At 59.7% G+C, this 13,644-nt stretch carries 16 protein-coding genes; all 16 read right to left on the bottom strand.

Translation table 11 applies throughout. From position 1 onward, the window contains the following. Positions 1-4: 4 nt before the first annotated feature. The gene (locus E4T63_RS05950) at positions 5-217 is read right to left on the bottom strand and encodes a tail protein X (RefSeq protein WP_108589829.1); all 213 of its coding nucleotides are present in this window, start codon (positions 215-217) and stop codon (positions 5-7) included. Continuing rightward, positions 210-593, bottom strand: coding sequence for a phage tail protein (locus tag E4T63_RS05945; protein ID WP_047601251.1), 384 nt, complete (start codon positions 591-593; stop codon positions 210-212). The genes E4T63_RS05950 and E4T63_RS05945 overlap by 8 nt, the downstream gene beginning before the upstream one ends. Continuing rightward, positions 593-2,848 (bottom strand): phage tail tape measure protein, encoded by a 2,256-nt coding sequence (locus E4T63_RS05940; RefSeq protein WP_135295070.1) that lies wholly within the window; start codon positions 2,846-2,848, stop codon positions 593-595. Before E4T63_RS05940 ends, E4T63_RS05945 begins: the two co-directional genes overlap by 1 nt. Positions 2,849-2,976: 128 nt before the next feature. Then, positions 2,977-3,558, bottom strand: coding sequence for a phage tail assembly protein (locus E4T63_RS05935; protein ID WP_135295069.1), 582 nt, complete (start codon positions 3,556-3,558; stop codon positions 2,977-2,979). Between the two features lie 154 nt (positions 3,559-3,712). Next, positions 3,713-4,219: a phage major tail tube protein gene (locus E4T63_RS05930; RefSeq protein ID WP_007908799.1), complete on the bottom strand. Its 507-nt coding sequence runs from the start codon at positions 4,217-4,219 to the stop codon at positions 3,713-3,715. Then, positions 4,219-5,385: a tail protein gene (locus E4T63_RS05925; protein ID WP_047291938.1), complete on the bottom strand. Its 1,167-nt coding sequence runs from the start codon at positions 5,383-5,385 to the stop codon at positions 4,219-4,221. The genes E4T63_RS05930 and E4T63_RS05925 overlap by 1 nt, the downstream gene beginning before the upstream one ends. A gap of 2 nt (positions 5,386-5,387) precedes the next feature. Next, on the bottom strand, positions 5,388-5,573 hold the full coding sequence (locus E4T63_RS05920; RefSeq protein WP_135295068.1) for a hypothetical protein: 186 nt from the start codon (positions 5,571-5,573) through the stop codon (positions 5,388-5,390). Between the two features lie 113 nt (positions 5,574-5,686). Next, complete coding sequence (locus E4T63_RS05915) at positions 5,687-6,217, bottom strand: DUF4376 domain-containing protein (protein ID WP_135295067.1); 531 nt, start codon at positions 6,215-6,217, stop codon at positions 5,687-5,689. Positions 6,218-6,226: 9 nt separating this feature from the next. Further along, a complete protein-coding gene (locus E4T63_RS05910; protein ID WP_135295066.1) occupies positions 6,227-8,665 on the bottom strand; it encodes a phage tail protein in 2,439 nt (812 codons plus the stop codon). Beyond that, positions 8,666-9,301 (bottom strand): phage tail protein I, encoded by a 636-nt coding sequence (locus tag E4T63_RS05905; protein ID WP_135295065.1) that lies wholly within the window; start codon positions 9,299-9,301, stop codon positions 8,666-8,668. It lies immediately after the preceding gene. After that, a complete protein-coding gene (locus E4T63_RS05900) occupies positions 9,298-10,293 on the bottom strand; it encodes a baseplate J/gp47 family protein (protein WP_135295064.1) in 996 nt (331 codons plus the stop codon). The genes E4T63_RS05905 and E4T63_RS05900 overlap by 4 nt, the downstream gene beginning before the upstream one ends. Then, positions 10,290-10,622, bottom strand: a complete 333-nt coding sequence (locus E4T63_RS05895) for a phage baseplate protein (RefSeq protein ID WP_003222189.1) — start codon at positions 10,620-10,622, stop codon at positions 10,290-10,292. Before E4T63_RS05895 ends, E4T63_RS05900 begins: the two co-directional genes overlap by 4 nt. Before the next feature lie 14 nt (positions 10,623-10,636). Further along, positions 10,637-11,245 (bottom strand): phage baseplate assembly protein V, encoded by a 609-nt coding sequence (locus E4T63_RS05890; protein WP_135295063.1) that lies wholly within the window; start codon positions 11,243-11,245, stop codon positions 10,637-10,639. A 3-nt stretch (positions 11,246-11,248) separates the two neighbouring features. Further along, positions 11,249-11,770 (bottom strand): hypothetical protein, encoded by a 522-nt coding sequence (locus E4T63_RS05885; protein WP_135295062.1) that lies wholly within the window; start codon positions 11,768-11,770, stop codon positions 11,249-11,251. 74 nt (positions 11,771-11,844) lie between these two features. Next, on the bottom strand, positions 11,845-12,186 hold the full coding sequence (locus E4T63_RS05880; RefSeq protein ID WP_003222183.1) for a phage holin family protein: 342 nt from the start codon (positions 12,184-12,186) through the stop codon (positions 11,845-11,847). Positions 12,187-12,713: 527 nt separating this feature from the next. Beyond that, a complete protein-coding gene (locus E4T63_RS05875) occupies positions 12,714-13,448 on the bottom strand; it encodes a LexA family transcriptional regulator (RefSeq protein WP_027611049.1) in 735 nt (244 codons plus the stop codon). Positions 13,449-13,644: the final 196 nt, after the last annotated feature.

Raw genomic sequence — 13,644 nt, 5'->3', positions numbered from 1 at the left:
CTCCTTAATCCCACGCCGTAACCGGTTTGATCGCGGCCGGTTTCGCGTCGAGTTCCGGCAGCGTGACCCAGACGCCTGCTGGCAGGATCGGGCCGTGTTCGGCCAGGGTCGGGTTGAGTTTCCACAGAGCTTCTTCGGCGGCGTCATCACTGCGCCCGGTTTCGCGGTAGAGCAGCAGATTCACTGAATCACCGGCCACGCTTCGTACCTTACGCATTGTTGAACTCCGTTAATCCGACCACCCACTTGATCACCATCGCGGTGCCGTCATCGATGACCTCGCTCTGGTTCTCGTCGATGCTGTTGATCCGCCACAGACCCCAGTTGCGCCCGATACCGTCAATCAACGGCAACGGCACACGCTGTGCCTGAAGCGCGCGCAATTCATCGAGTCGATCCATGGCCACGGCATACATCGAGGTGCCGCTGATGGTCAGCGATTCCGCTTTCTGCCCGGTCTGACTGGACTTGGGTTTGCTGGTCAGGATCTGGATGTCGCTCCAGCCACCGTCGGACTTTCGCGCCAGCGTGCTGTAAGCAAAGTTGCGCGACAGGCCGAAGATGAAACTGCCTAGAGCCATTTGTTGTTTCATCAGTCGACTCCATCGGTCAGGGCTGCGTCACGGCGGGTGGCGAGGGGGTTGTTTGTCAGCAACGGCAGGAACTGCCCGTGGAATTGCCCGCTCAGTTGTTGGCCGATGATCGTACGAATCTGCTCGGCAGTATCTGGCGCCGGACAGGTGACCTGGATCAGTGGGGAGAAGGTGACTTGCTGGTTTTGCGTCTGCGCGCTCGGCAGTTCTTTGGCAACCTCTACCGGCGGGGCGAGTTGGTTCGGTGCAGGCGTCGCGAGTTTTTCACCCAATGCGCTTCCCCACTGATTGCCATAGTAGGTGCCAGCTGCTCCGCCAACCCCTCCACCGACAAGTGCCCCGGCAGGACCGGCGAAAGCCCCCAGGAAGGCACCAACGCGCGCCCCCAGGTAATTTCCAGCAACCCCACCCACCAGGCCGCCCGCTCCTCTAGCTGTTTGTTTGCCATCGGCATCGAGCAAGCCGTTGACCACGTCCATACCGGAGTCGAGCATCATCAACGGCATACTCAGAGGGCCAGCTACACGACCGATACGGGCACCTTGACTGACCAGACTTCGGCCTGGACCGGATGTCAGGTATTTAGCTCGGTCAAGCGCAACGGATCCCAGAGTCTTGGCATTGTTAAGCCCAGCGGAACCCCAAGTCTTGGCATTGTTCAGCGCAACGGAACCCCAAGCCTTCGCACCGTTAAGCGCTGCGGAACCCCAGGATATGGCAGTTGTGCCGACGAACTTGAGGTTGTCGATAGTGGTTGTCGTTCCTCTAATGCCCTTGGCCAGCATCGATCCAGCGACCTGCACGCCCTTGATACCGGCAATACTCAAAATCAACGTCCGCGCGAGCTCCGGTGACTCTTCAGCCATGCTGCTCAAGCCATCGGTCGCCCACGCCATCACCCCCGTGAGCCTGTCAAAATCAGGCAGCACAGCAGCGCCAGCGGAGCTAAGGAGACGATCTTTCTGAGCGGTGAAAATGTTCCAGCCCGTTTGCGACGTATCCGACAGCTTCAGCGCAGCCTGATTGACTGCTCCGCCCTCCTCGCCTCGCGCCGAGGATGCGTACTGCTGTTTATCTTTGACGAGATCAAATGCACCTCGCACATCAGCGCTGCGCTCGAGCATTTTCACAACCGGCTGGTCGATCGAAAAAAGCGTCATCGCCAGGCTGGCTTGCTGCTCGGGGGATTTTGTCTTCAGCGCTTCAAGCACCTTGAGAATCGCGCCGGGGGCGTCCCCTTGCATCTGCGCAGCGAGGGCCTTTGGATCGAGGTCAAGTTGAGCGATCACCGCTTTCTGACTAACTGATGCGTTGTCGCCCAACGCCAGCGTCGTGGTGATCCTCTCCAGTGCCACTCCGGCGTCAGCCCTGTTGACGTTGACATTGAGCATTGCCGCAGCAAAAGCCGCAGTCTGTTCGGGACTCAGCCCCGCACCTTTTGCCGAAGCGCCGTAGTTGCTGAGGATCGAACCAATGTCAGCCACCGTGGCACTCAATCGGCTTCCCAGCACGCTGGTGGCATCGGCGAGGTCGAGGGTCTTGGCTCGGTCGAGCCCCATTGAGGTGCGCCAGCCGATCAGCAGATCCGCAACATCCGGCGCCTTCATCTCAAAGGCTGTGGCCGTGATGCCAGTGTCTCGGGTGAAATCACTGAGGTCTTTTTGCCGAGCGGCTTCATTCTTCTGTTCGCTGCCAACTCCACCCTTGACACCGGCATACATCACGCCTGCCAGATCCAGCACCGTGGTACCGCCGGCTGCCACTTTGCGCTCGGCGGCCATTTTCTCCAACGACACCCGCAACGCATCGCGTTGATCGCCCTCAACGCCTGCAACCCGTCCCAGTCGCGCCATCGCGCTATCAAGGTTGATCGCTGGCTGCAGGTATTTGAAAGGTTGCGTTGCGCCATTGACGCCTGACGGTTTCGACTCAGCTCCCACGGCCGCGCTGCCCGCTAGTGCTGGCCGGTCATTGAGAGACTGTTGCAGCGAGCGCTGTGAAAGCAGCACAGCGTGTATCGATCCCAACACATCCCTGAGCTGAACCTGCTCGGCGGTCAGATTTCGCAATTCGCTGGTGGCATCGGCCAGCGCCAGGCTTAGCCCGGCAACACTGCCGTCAAAGTTCGAAGCAGGTGTTGCGGCTCCTGCTGACATCGTCGGAGCCATCAAGGCGGCAGTCTTGCTGGCCGTGCTCAATGCCCGGGTTTCTTGATTGACCTCAGCGAACGTCAACGCATAGTTATCATCTGCCATGCCGCTCTACTCCTGTTTCACGCCAAGGCGAGTGATCGCTATGTCGTAGCGGCGCAACGCCTTTTCGGCGTCCCATTCCAGAATCTCCGCCTCACTTACCGGGTAAATGAGCGGGACGATATCGAGGATTACTTCGATGTCGCGTTCCGAAAGTAGGCCGCCGGCTGGTTTAAAAAATCGTCGATGCGCACCTGCAATTGGGTCCAGTCAGGGACGCTCAGTTGGGCCAGATCGGGGATCATCAGGCCGGTGCAATGGGCAGTGATGAACTCGGCGCGTTCTTTGGCCGTTTTCAGTTTCTTCATCACTTTGGTGGCGCGCAGTGCGGGCATTTCCAGCGACAGCGAGGTCACGGTGCGGCCGGTCACGGCGAGCGGTTGCAGCAGTTGCACTTCGTCAGGATCGTCGGACTTTTCCGCGTCCTCGACCTGCTCCAGAAAGTACGACGCCGGACGGGTCGACATCTCGTGCACGTACTGAGCGATGCTCACGTAGTCCGGGCGTTTCAGCTGGTCGAGCTCCTTGACCGACAGGCCGGTGGCGAGCAGCGCCAGTTCGAAGAACTGATCGTCTTCATCATCGCCGGCGCGTTCCAGCGCTTCTTTCTGTGCGGCGTATAACAGTGGCTTGAGCTGAATCTGCTCGATCTGCGCGCCGTCGTCACCGGTGATCGGCGACAGCAGGTCATGCTTGGGTGGCATCCACGACATGTATGAATTCCTTGGTGATTCTTGAGGGGGTGTAGCAATCCCCTTGTAGGAGTGAGCCTGCTCGCGATGGCGGTCTTTCAGGCACATTGATGTTGAATGTGCTGGCCTCATCGCGAGCAGGCTCACTCCTACAGGGTTTGGGGTGTATCGAGGGTTACGGCATCAGCACCGCACGGCGCGCATCACCAAGGATGTCGACGCCGTTGAGCACGAACTTCTGGGTGCGTACGTCGATGTCGATCACCGGGATGCCGTTTTCCAGGCGGTTGTAGGTGCGGCAGGAGAAGTCCAGCGTCGTCAGGGCTTTGCCGCCCATTTTGATTGCGTCTTCACCCATGGTTTTGAGCTTGCCGCCGATGGTGTGATAGGTAAACCAGGTGTTGCCGTCCTGATCCTGACCGGCTTCACGCACGTTCAGCAGAATGTCGTCGCCCAATTTCACACCCATGGCGAGCAACACTTCGGCGCCCGTGCCCTGCAGCTTGATCTGAGCATTCAGCGGCTTGGCGCTCTTGGCCATTTCCTCAACGATGAAGCGCCCGCCCGTCATGTTCTCCATGTCGAAATCGATCTTCGGCGGAGTGAATTCCTCAACGGTCGCCGACAGCGGCAGGCCTTGCAGGGTGGCCGCGATGGCCTGTCTTACGCGGTTGGTAAACATTAGAGAACGTCCTCCAGGAACTGCTCGATGATTTCATCGCGGGCGTTGAGTTGATAAACCATGTGTTCGTTCGGCGCGTAGCGGCCATAGTCGATGACCACGTACCAGGTGCCGTTCTTGTACTTCTCGACGCTGTTGAGTTCCGGGTGCAGGTACACGCTGCCGCCAGGAATGGTTTCGTCGGCGACCAGGGTCTGCAGCCAGTCGTTGATGCGCTTGACCTCCTGATCCATGAACGACTTGGTCAGGTTCTTCGCCATGGCTTTCTGGCCGGCCTTGACCAGCTTGCGGCTGATCGCATCTTCAAGGCCGACGTAGCTGATGAACTTGCCGGTAATCGAACGGTTACCCAGCAGCGAGAAGCCACCGAGCACGGTGCGGGCGTAGTAGCTCACGCCGTAGCGGTTGAGCAGATCGCCTTCGGTGGAGGTGTCGAGGATGTTGTACTCAACGACGCGGGACACGTCTTCGGCGTAGGTCACCTGGTTGCCCGGGCTCTCCCACTGCTTGACCTTGGCCAGCGCGGCAATCGCCAGGCTGGACGGCGCGAGGAACACGTTTTTCTTCGCGGCTTTCGAGTACACGGCGGGCATGTTGTGCACCACCAGGCAACGGTCGAAGCCTAGGTCGGCGCCGCCCAGTTCCTGGCTGTAAGTCACTTGATCTGCGACCGAGGCATCCTTGCCGTCCAGCACCACACGGGCCTTGATGCGCTTGCCGAACGAGGCGAACTCGCTGGCCACCGCTTTGGTGCCGGTGAAGCCTGGCGCGCCGATGATGGTCAGGTCTTCCGGGACACTGCCCAGTGCCGCCAGACCGAGCTTGCGGCCGGTGGTTGGATCGACACCGCCGATTACCGCGTTGACGGTGTCGGCCGGGGTCGCGCCCGCCTCGACGATCACTACGTAGACCGGCACCTTGACCACTTTGAGGATCTGGTAGACGGCGTGATACAGCGTGCCTTCTTCAGCACCGGTCGGATCGAGCAGCGCGTGGGTGGTGAAGCTGTTGATGCGGAACGGTGCGTTGCGCGGAATCAGCGGATCGGCTTTCGGCGCGGTGCCGACCAGACCGATGACGTTGTCACCCAGGCCACCCATGGCCTCGGGGGATTCGGTGGCATTGACGGTAATGCCGTTGTGCTCGAAGTTCAGAACCTCAGCCATGGTTAGTCAGCCTTCTTGGCAGTGGCCTTTTTGGCCTGGGTGGTAGGTGTTTTCAGTTCCAGTCGACCGGCGCTGTGCAGGGCACTGGCCTCGACGTCGAGCAGATCAAGGTCTTGACCGACGCTCGACCAGTGCCCACCGCCGGTGGGGAATGGAACGAGCACGGTGTAGGTTTGGCGGGTTGCCATTTTTCGTTTCTCCATAAACGGGAAAGCCCCTCAAAGGGAGGGGCTTGGCGGGTGTTTAACCGGTAAGAAAACGCCCCGACGGTGCGGGGCGCCAATTGAAATTCAAAGGAACGTTATGGCGTCGGGCTTGAATCCGGCCAGCCTTGCAGAATCATTTTCTCTGTGCACTCTCCAGCTTCAACGGCTGACAAAAGGACTCGCTCGCGATCAAAACAATCTTGAACATGGGTGCGAACCAATGTCGCCAGCGCAATGAGCCTCGCAGCCTCCAATTCGACAAATCCCTGAGCAAACTTCCAGGCGCACTTGTAGGCCGGGTCGAGTAACGCCGCTATGACTGCACTGGCAATCAACGCTTGGCCGTCTCGTGTGGTATCGGCTGTATAGCCTTCAAAAAGCACACCAGAACTTTCGCGACGATAACGCTCAGCGGCTATCCGCTGTGCAAAATCAACTTTGACCTCAGCAGAAACCCGGGTAAGGACTCCGTCGATCAGGCACCAACGTCCAGTCGTGTCGGTCGCGGACTGAATCCAGAGTTCTTCACTGATGCGCAACGCCCCTTCAGGAATGTCGCAAACGCCCTGAATCAGGCGTTCCTTGATATGCCCGGACGCATCGAATGTCATGTATTTGTTAGTCATATTTTCCCCTTAGCAACCCACTGCCAGCCATCGAGTAGACGTACCCATAGAAGACCGAACCGTAAAACCAGCCTTGTTCAGAGCCCCCATCGCAACGAATCCGACTGCCCCGGAACCGGGGGTGTAGTCACTGAGCGCGACGGCTGAGAGCGCCGCAGAGGGAAACGTGAGAGGAAAAGCGATTGTTTGGTCAGTCGTACTGGAAACGATGCTGTACACCCCCCACTGAATAATGAATCCACCCAGCCAGGACGGAAAAACGCAGTAACCGATGCCGCTTTTCTGAAACTGAAAGCCCCACGTCAATTTTTTCGGCGTGACAATAACGCTGTCATCGGCACCGGCGTTGGTTTGTGCCTGGGTGGCAACTTTCGCTGTGCCTTGATTGGTTTCAGAAGCTTGCTGTGCGAGCACGGCAAGCGCTGCGATATCAATATTTCCCTGATTGATCGGCGCGTTCCAGGCCTTGATGCACCACATGACAGCCAGGTTGCGTGGGCGAGTTTCCGTCGCATTGCCGTAGTTATAGGTTCTCACGCTACCTATAGACAACTCCGCGTTATCGCCCCCGAATGTCGACCTTAGAGCCCAATCGGCTGCTGTGTCCTTCAGCACAACAGAAGGAGTTTCTCCATTGGGATCTATTGCCTGTCCACCTCCGGATCCTGTCGGAAGGTAATGACTATGCGCCTTGAGCGTATCCGTCTGATAGCTTCCGGCAGCTCGCCCTGTATCCACCCCTCGCCCATGGTCCCAGCCACGCAGAAACTCTCCACGAGACTCCGGCAAGCGGAAATTGCCGGTGCCCTCATCGCCCTTGTTGAACGTAGTGCCCAGGTACGCGGAGAGATCGGGATAGGCCGAAGTGCTCTGCACACTGCCATTGAGCTCAAGAAAGCCAGGTGGAACGATCCCCGTCGGGAACGCCATGACGGCGCCCACCGGAACGGCAGATCCGAGCCGGGACACTTCCTTGACCAGTGCCGCTACGTCAATGTTTCCCTGATTGATCGGAGCGTTCCAGGCCTTGATGCACCACATGACGGCAATATTGCGGGGGCGGGTTTCCGTGGAAGTACGAGCCACCTTTGAAGCATCAAAGATCACACTGTGATAAGCGTCTTTCTGGGTGGTCTGCGTTAAAGACTTGCTCATGTTGCCCAAGCCGAACACACCATTTGCGGTGGTGATATCGAGATAGCCATCAAAGATGCCGTAGAGGTTCTGCAGGGTGTCAGTCTGAGAACTGCCGATTGCCCGACCGCCATCGATGCCACGTCCATGATCCCAACCGCGCAAGAACTCCCCACGCGCCTCAGGCACCCGAAAATTCCCGACACCCTCATCACCCTTGTTGAACTTGCCACCCAGATAGGCGCTCAAGTCAGGGTAGGTCGCGCTGCTCTTGACGCTGTTGTCCAGCTCCAGGAAACCCGGTGGCGGCGTATCGACAGGGAACGCGACAATCGAACCCACCGGCAAAGCGGAGGCCTTGGCAATCAGCGCTTCGACTTCAGCCTTGGTGTAGGAGTCCTTGATGCCGAAACCGGCCAGCGTGTCGGGATTCGAGCCGGCCGTCGCACGGCCATATTCGTCGACGCTCAGACTTTTGTAGGTGCCGGCGGCAATCCCGGTGCGCCCTGCCAGCATCTTGAATGTCAGCGCGGTTGTGCCAAGAGTGATCGGCGCATTGGTGGTCAGGTGCCACAGCGAATCGCCGTTGAGCGTACCCTCCTCCACCATCACCGTCAGGCCCGGTGTGACCTTGGCGCTGACGTTGGCATCGTTGGCCCGAATCCAGTCACCGTTGGCGACGATCCACAGACCGTTGTCCTTGGCCAGGGTCTGGTTCGGCAGCAGCACGCGGTCGCCGGCAATCACCGCCACGCCGTCGATCTGCTGCGCACCGTTCAACACCACGTTGGCGGTGGCGGCGACACGTACCGATTGCTTGCCGTCGAGTTTGCCGAGTTCTTCGGCGAGGTAGCTCATGACCCACGCACGAGTGGCCTTGACCACGGTGTCGTCGATCAGCAGCGTCACCAGCGAGGCATTGCTGGTCTCGAAAATCGAGCGGATGTAGAACTCTTTGCCCGAGCCGGACGTGGCCAGCACCGGTTTGAACGACTCCGGGTATTTGATGATCGCGTAGAGAATGCCGGTGTCGGTCCACAGACCGGCTTCACGCACGTACCAGCCACCGACGTCCGGCGGGATGGTGACTTCGGCGAGCAGCCAGCTCGGATTCTTCTCGTCCTGGAACAGCGCATTGAGCGGCCCGCGCCAGACTTCGCGCTTCAGCGCGGTGGCGGTCGCGGCCGGGTTGTAGACCGAGCCGCCGCCGTCGCCGACGGAAATCTGCGTCAACTTGATCGGCAGGCCCGCGGCCTTGCACGCCGTTTCGTAGGCAATCCCTGCGTTGGTGAGCAGGGTGTAATAGTCAGCCATTCAGGCCCCCTGAGGATAAATAGTGGATGTTTCGACGGTGTACATCGCGGCGGTAATGAACGCCTCGCCAGAGGTTTCGAGTCCCTCGATGAACACCGGATAAACCGTCGTCAACTCACCGCAGAAAGTCGCAGCGGCGATGCAATGACTGCCAAACGCACTCAAGCCAACCGTCACCGAAAGGATGTCCCGTTCGCTCTTGGCATCCGCCAGACGCCGGTCGAGACGGGCGTCGATTTCTGCGCTGTAAGGTTGGTCGCTGAAAGCGCGCACGCTGAAGCTGTAAGGCATACCGGGCGGCGTCTGTTCGTACCAGGCGCGTACTTCGGGGCGAAGTTGCAAACCCTTGGCCGCGTTTTCCAACGCCTTGCGAGTACCGGCCTGGCGCGCGGTGGGCCAGGCCAGTTCGACGGTCAGGCGCTTTTCCGCTTCCGGTGCGCTGGTGCTCCATTCGGCGACGCCGCGATCCGCTGCCAGATACGGCAGAAACGCCACCGGCGTTTCGTTCGGATTCATCAGCTCGGGAAACGGCGGCGCGATGCAATCAAGCAGTGCGCCGAAGCCCAGATCCAGCCCGCGCTCGAGTGCCGAGCTGTTGGCCGGCAGCAACGTCGGGCTATGCGTTGGCTCACTCATAGCGTCAGCACCTCGACCTCGACCGCCGTGCAGTACGGCGCCTGAAACGCCGTGGTGACGATCGGCGCCAGCGGTTCAAGAATCTGCAGTTGCACGGCGCCAGCACTGTGCAGCGTGTAGTCGATCCAGCTCGGATCGACCCGCCCTTCCAGGCGATGGCAACTGTCGGCGTAGGCCTGCAATTGTTGCTGCGCGGCGACTTTGGTCAGGCCCGAGTCGGGGCCGGAATTGATCTTGGCCACGACACGAATCTTGTAGCGCTGAATGTCGGCTGCCTTGACCGTGACCAAATCGGTTTCCGGTCGCACATCAGGGCGGGCGAAGTGCTGACGAACGCCATCCAGCAACGCTGCAGACGGAGTGCCATCGCCGTCTCGCGACAACACCGTGACCTGCACTTCGCCCGGCGCCGTGCGCCGACCATTGCCGTCCTTGACCTGTGCCGCCAAGCCGTCCGGGTTGAAGGTGTAGGTGACGTTCACCACACCGCCATCGCTGGATTCGACCTTCACCGTTGGCCGTTCACCGAGGGTGAACACCTCGCGGCGATACTGCATTCGCGAGCCCGCTGCCGGGGCGTGTGGCGCCAGGTAATAGCGCAGCCGGGCGTCGTCATCACTTTCATAAATCGGTGGTATTGGCGGGAAGGCTGCCGGGTCACCCGCATCGAGCAACTGTCGCTCCAGGCCCATGTCCGCCAGCCGTGCATCGAGGTTGCTGCCGGTCGCCCACCACGCCAGCATCTGCTTGATGCGGGCGTTGTATTTGCGTTCGTGGGTTTGCAGGCGCACGCAGAAAGCCTCAAGCGCCAGGGTCAGCAGTTCGCTCTCGTTGTCGAGGCTGGTCTTGAGTTTCGCCGCGCTTTCGGGCGCTCGGGCGCCGACGTACTCGACGACGAAGGTCTTGAACTCGGCGAGCAGGTCTTCGAAGGCGTCGACGGTGATCAGCGCCGGTTCGGCCAATTGGTTCTGGCCGGGGATCAACATGCTCATGTCACTACCTCGAAGGTCTGTTGACGGTTTTTCCAGGTGCCGGCGAAACGCAGCAGCAGACCGGCGCCCTGACGGCTGGCGACGATCACGCTCGGCTGAAAATCGCTGATCCCGTTCTGCGCGTTGTAGAACGCCTGAGCCGCGTGGCTCTGCGCCAGAAGCAGAACGTCGTCACCGAGGTTCTGCCCCAGCAGCGTGGGGATCAGCGAGCCATAAAGGGGCCTTTTTTGCCGGGTGCCCAGCGGCGTGGTCAGGGCCCGGGTCGCGCGCTGCACAAACTGCAGCCAGTCGTCGACCGTGGCCCCGGAGTCTCTATCGATTCCGATCATGGGAAGCTCTTGATTCAGGGGCTGATGACGCGGCCCTGGTGATCCACCAACGGGCCGCTGAAGTGCACGCCCGAGGCGTCGATGCTCAGGCCGACGGCGCCAAGTTGCAGGCTGATCAGCTGTGGAGTCATCGTCAGTTGCGCCGGGCCGATGCTCAGTGCAAGCGACTCGCGAGAACCGGTGAAAGCCGCCGGGCCGTTCTGCCAGTGCAGAATGTGTGTGGCGTCGTCGTAGCCGCTTTCACTGCCATCAACGTGCACCCGGCGCGTCAGCGTCGGTACCGTTGCCGTCGGTGGAAAGCGGTCACTGTTCAAACCAAACAACGCCACGCTTTGCGCGCCACTTTCACCGCTGCCGTAGTTGAGCAGCAGGCACTGCTCGCCCACGCTCGGGATTCGTGACTCGCTCTGCGCTCCGGCGCTGGGGTTGAAGAATTTGATGGCTGGCGTCAGCAATCCTCCGTGGTTGACCTGGCAGGTGTTGCTCGCCGCATCGACTGCCTGACAGACGCCGATGCGACAGAAACTCTCGGCGCGGCGGTGCAGGTCGTCGATCTCCGCTTCCATCTCCGCCAGCCGCTCGATGATCGGGCCCAATTGCATGCGCAGTAATGCGTCGAACATCGGTCAGGCCTCCAGCGCGGTGTATTGGTCCGGGTCGTCGATATTGCTGACTTCCCAGGTAAGGGCGAATTTCGGCGTGCCGAGCGGGTCGTCGAGCAAGGTCGGGCCGAGATAGAGGGTCTGGTTGAACGTCAGAGTCCAGGCTTTGTATTGCTGCTCGGCGCGTGTGAGCACTGACGGCAAACCATCAATGTTCATCGGCAGATCACATTGAGCGCCGGGCAGGCTCCAACGGTTGTCGGTGATCAGGTTTTTCAGTACGGCGATCAGATCGCAGGCGGCAAATGCGCTCGCAGAAAGTGCCGGAATGACTTGCAGCGATACCGTCATGACATGGGCAATTCGCCCGTCAGCGGCACGTGCACCGGGTGCATTACGGTCGAAGTCGATCAATGCCCAGGCCTGAGCGCCGGGTGCCGTGAAGTCGTCGTGATTGCCAACTTGCAAATTAAGGCCGGCGCTGTTGCGCAGGGTAGTCGCCATCGCCGTGAACAGCTGCGAAGGCTGCTGGATCGGTGCGGGCATGCATGACCTCCTTTTCAATTGTCCACGCGCAGCCCCGCCGCATGAGTTGTGCAGCGAGGCAAGAAAGTGTTGAGTTACTGTGGATCGCGCGGCGGGGGAACTTCGCAGACGCCAATACGCTTGGCGGCCCAGCGTTCGTAAAGACCGATGGCCACGTCGGCACCGGCCATGGCGGTCAGGCAACCGAAGGCACCAGCGGCCCAGATGGATAGTCCGGCGGCGTACAGCAGCATGATCGCCGAGACGCCGCAGATCATGCAGGCCCCGGAGCGCAGGGCCAGACGCCGCAGCAATGACCAGCCACGGGCGCCCTCCTTGTCGGCGCGCCACATTTCGCCGGACACCCCGCCCACCACGGCAAGGAGGATGACCAGCCAGATCGGCATGTCCGCCAACGCTTGTTGCTCGTTTGTCATGTCACGCCTCCTGGTTCTAGTTGATGAGTGTTGTGTGTTGGGTTCAAGCGATGTCTCTTCAGGTAGGCATTCCAAAAAGCCCGGCACTGAGCACCGGGCTTTTCAGTAATGCGCTCCTTCGCCTTCCTTCAAATCCTGTATCCGAGAAGGAAGCTGACTTTTCGGCGCTACTGGCGCGGTACGAGTCCATTCAAATTGTTTTTCCGACCGCGGTCCCTGCCCGCCGGATAACTGCTCTTGGTGCTTTACGCTGCACACCCGGGTCAGTTGCCAACCCTCTGAACCGTTGAGGCCGGTTCATCGCTGCCTGTTCTTGTGGAACTAAAGAGCTGTTGTTGCCAGCCGCTTTGTCGAGCGGCTTGGTGGCAAGAATATGCATGGATGCATATACAGTCAATGCATAAATGCATTTATTTATGCGCGAGAAATGCACGGACGCATGCAGACCGCATAAATCAAGGCGCCGAGGGTTTTGTTCAGGCGAAAAAAAACCCGCCATGAGGCGGGTTTTATGCGAAGGGGAGTACTTATCGAGCGTACATGCCCCACCAGAAGACGTGACCAAGGATGACGATCTGCTCGTCCTGCATATCCTGGAAGCTGTAGTCCTCGTCCGGATGTTCATCGCGGTTGAAGCTGCGCAGACGGATGCCGGTCGGCAGACGATAGAGCTGCTTCACGCGCAACTGACCGTTGTGGTTGATCGCGTACAGATCGCCATCGATGATATCGCCGATGCCGCACTTGCCGGCATTGACTCCGACCGTGGCGCCGTCACGCAACACCGGCATCATGCTGTTACCGCGCACCGTCACGCATTTGGCCTGGTCGAACTGCACACCGTTGTGGCGCAGGCTGCGCTTGCCGAAGCGCAGGCTAGAGCGTTCGCTCTCTTCGATGACGAATCTTCCTGATCCAGCAGCCAATTCAACCTCACGAAGAAAGGGCACCGACACCTCGTCGTCATCGACAGGGGTATCGTCGTCCCACAGGCTTATGTCCTTGAGTTCCGCATGCACGTCATCGCGCGCGCCACCGGTCGCGATCGCGACATCGGCGCGGCCACGCAATTGATCGGTGCTCACATTGAAGTATTCGGCGATCTTCGAGATATGTTTATCCGAAGGATCGACGATCTTCCCGCTGAGAATCCGCGAGAGCGTTGATTGAGGCACGCCGGTGCGACGGTGGAGCTCCGTGGGGGAGATCCCGTGCTGGTCGAGCAGTGCTCTTAAGACGGAGGATACGTTGCGTTTTTGCATAACGCGCATAGTGCTTGAAGTTTTTTCCGAAGACAAATGCTGATTTGCATAAATCGTGCATAAATCACAATTAAACGCAGAAAGTGTCAGCCGGCCGTCATGCCTGCGTCGAGCCGACCGCCCATGGTAACCTTGCGCCCATCGCGGAAAAGCCCGGCGGTTGCCCTCGCTTTTGCCCTACATCATTTAACGAGTT

This window comes from Pseudomonas fluorescens (assembly GCF_004683905.1).
In the GTDB taxonomy this organism is placed as follows: Bacteria; Pseudomonadota; Gammaproteobacteria; order Pseudomonadales; family Pseudomonadaceae; genus Aquipseudomonas; species Aquipseudomonas putida_A.
This window is presented reverse-complemented; position numbering and strand designations above follow the sequence as displayed.

What these genes read in the sequence shown, in the direction of transcription:
- E4T63_RS05950 (WP_108589829.1), bottom strand. Translation starts at nt 217, where the DNA reads ATGCGTAAGGTACGAAGCGTGGCCGGTGATTCAGTGAATCTGCTGCTC.
- E4T63_RS05945 (WP_047601251.1), bottom strand. Translation starts at nt 593, where the DNA reads ATGAAACAACAAATGGCTCTAGGCAGTTTCATCTTCGGCCTGTCGCGC.
- E4T63_RS05940 (WP_135295070.1), bottom strand. Translation starts at nt 2,848, where the DNA reads ATGGCAGATGATAACTATGCGTTGACGTTCGCTGAGGTCAATCAAGAA.
- E4T63_RS05935 (WP_135295069.1), bottom strand. Translation starts at nt 3,558, where the DNA reads ATGTCGTGGATGCCACCCAAGCATGACCTGCTGTCGCCGATCACCGGT.
- E4T63_RS05930 (WP_007908799.1), bottom strand. Translation starts at nt 4,219, where the DNA reads ATGTTTACCAACCGCGTAAGACAGGCCATCGCGGCCACCCTGCAAGGC.
- E4T63_RS05925 (WP_047291938.1), bottom strand. Translation starts at nt 5,385, where the DNA reads ATGGCTGAGGTTCTGAACTTCGAGCACAACGGCATTACCGTCAATGCC.
- E4T63_RS05920 (WP_135295068.1), bottom strand. Translation starts at nt 5,573, where the DNA reads ATGGCAACCCGCCAAACCTACACCGTGCTCGTTCCATTCCCCACCGGC.
- E4T63_RS05915 (WP_135295067.1), bottom strand. Translation starts at nt 6,217, where the DNA reads ATGACTAACAAATACATGACATTCGATGCGTCCGGGCATATCAAGGAA.
- E4T63_RS05910 (WP_135295066.1), bottom strand. Translation starts at nt 8,665, where the DNA reads ATGGCTGACTATTACACCCTGCTCACCAACGCAGGGATTGCCTACGAA.
- E4T63_RS05905 (WP_135295065.1), bottom strand. Translation starts at nt 9,301, where the DNA reads ATGAGTGAGCCAACGCATAGCCCGACGTTGCTGCCGGCCAACAGCTCG.
- E4T63_RS05900 (WP_135295064.1), bottom strand. Translation starts at nt 10,293, where the DNA reads ATGAGCATGTTGATCCCCGGCCAGAACCAATTGGCCGAACCGGCGCTG.
- E4T63_RS05895 (WP_003222189.1), bottom strand. Translation starts at nt 10,622, where the DNA reads ATGATCGGAATCGATAGAGACTCCGGGGCCACGGTCGACGACTGGCTG.
- E4T63_RS05890 (WP_135295063.1), bottom strand. Translation starts at nt 11,245, where the DNA reads ATGTTCGACGCATTACTGCGCATGCAATTGGGCCCGATCATCGAGCGG.
- E4T63_RS05885 (WP_135295062.1), bottom strand. Translation starts at nt 11,770, where the DNA reads ATGCCCGCACCGATCCAGCAGCCTTCGCAGCTGTTCACGGCGATGGCG.
- E4T63_RS05880 (WP_003222183.1), bottom strand. Translation starts at nt 12,186, where the DNA reads ATGACAAACGAGCAACAAGCGTTGGCGGACATGCCGATCTGGCTGGTC.
- E4T63_RS05875 (WP_027611049.1), bottom strand. Translation starts at nt 13,448, where the DNA reads ATGCAAAAACGCAACGTATCCTCCGTCTTAAGAGCACTGCTCGACCAG.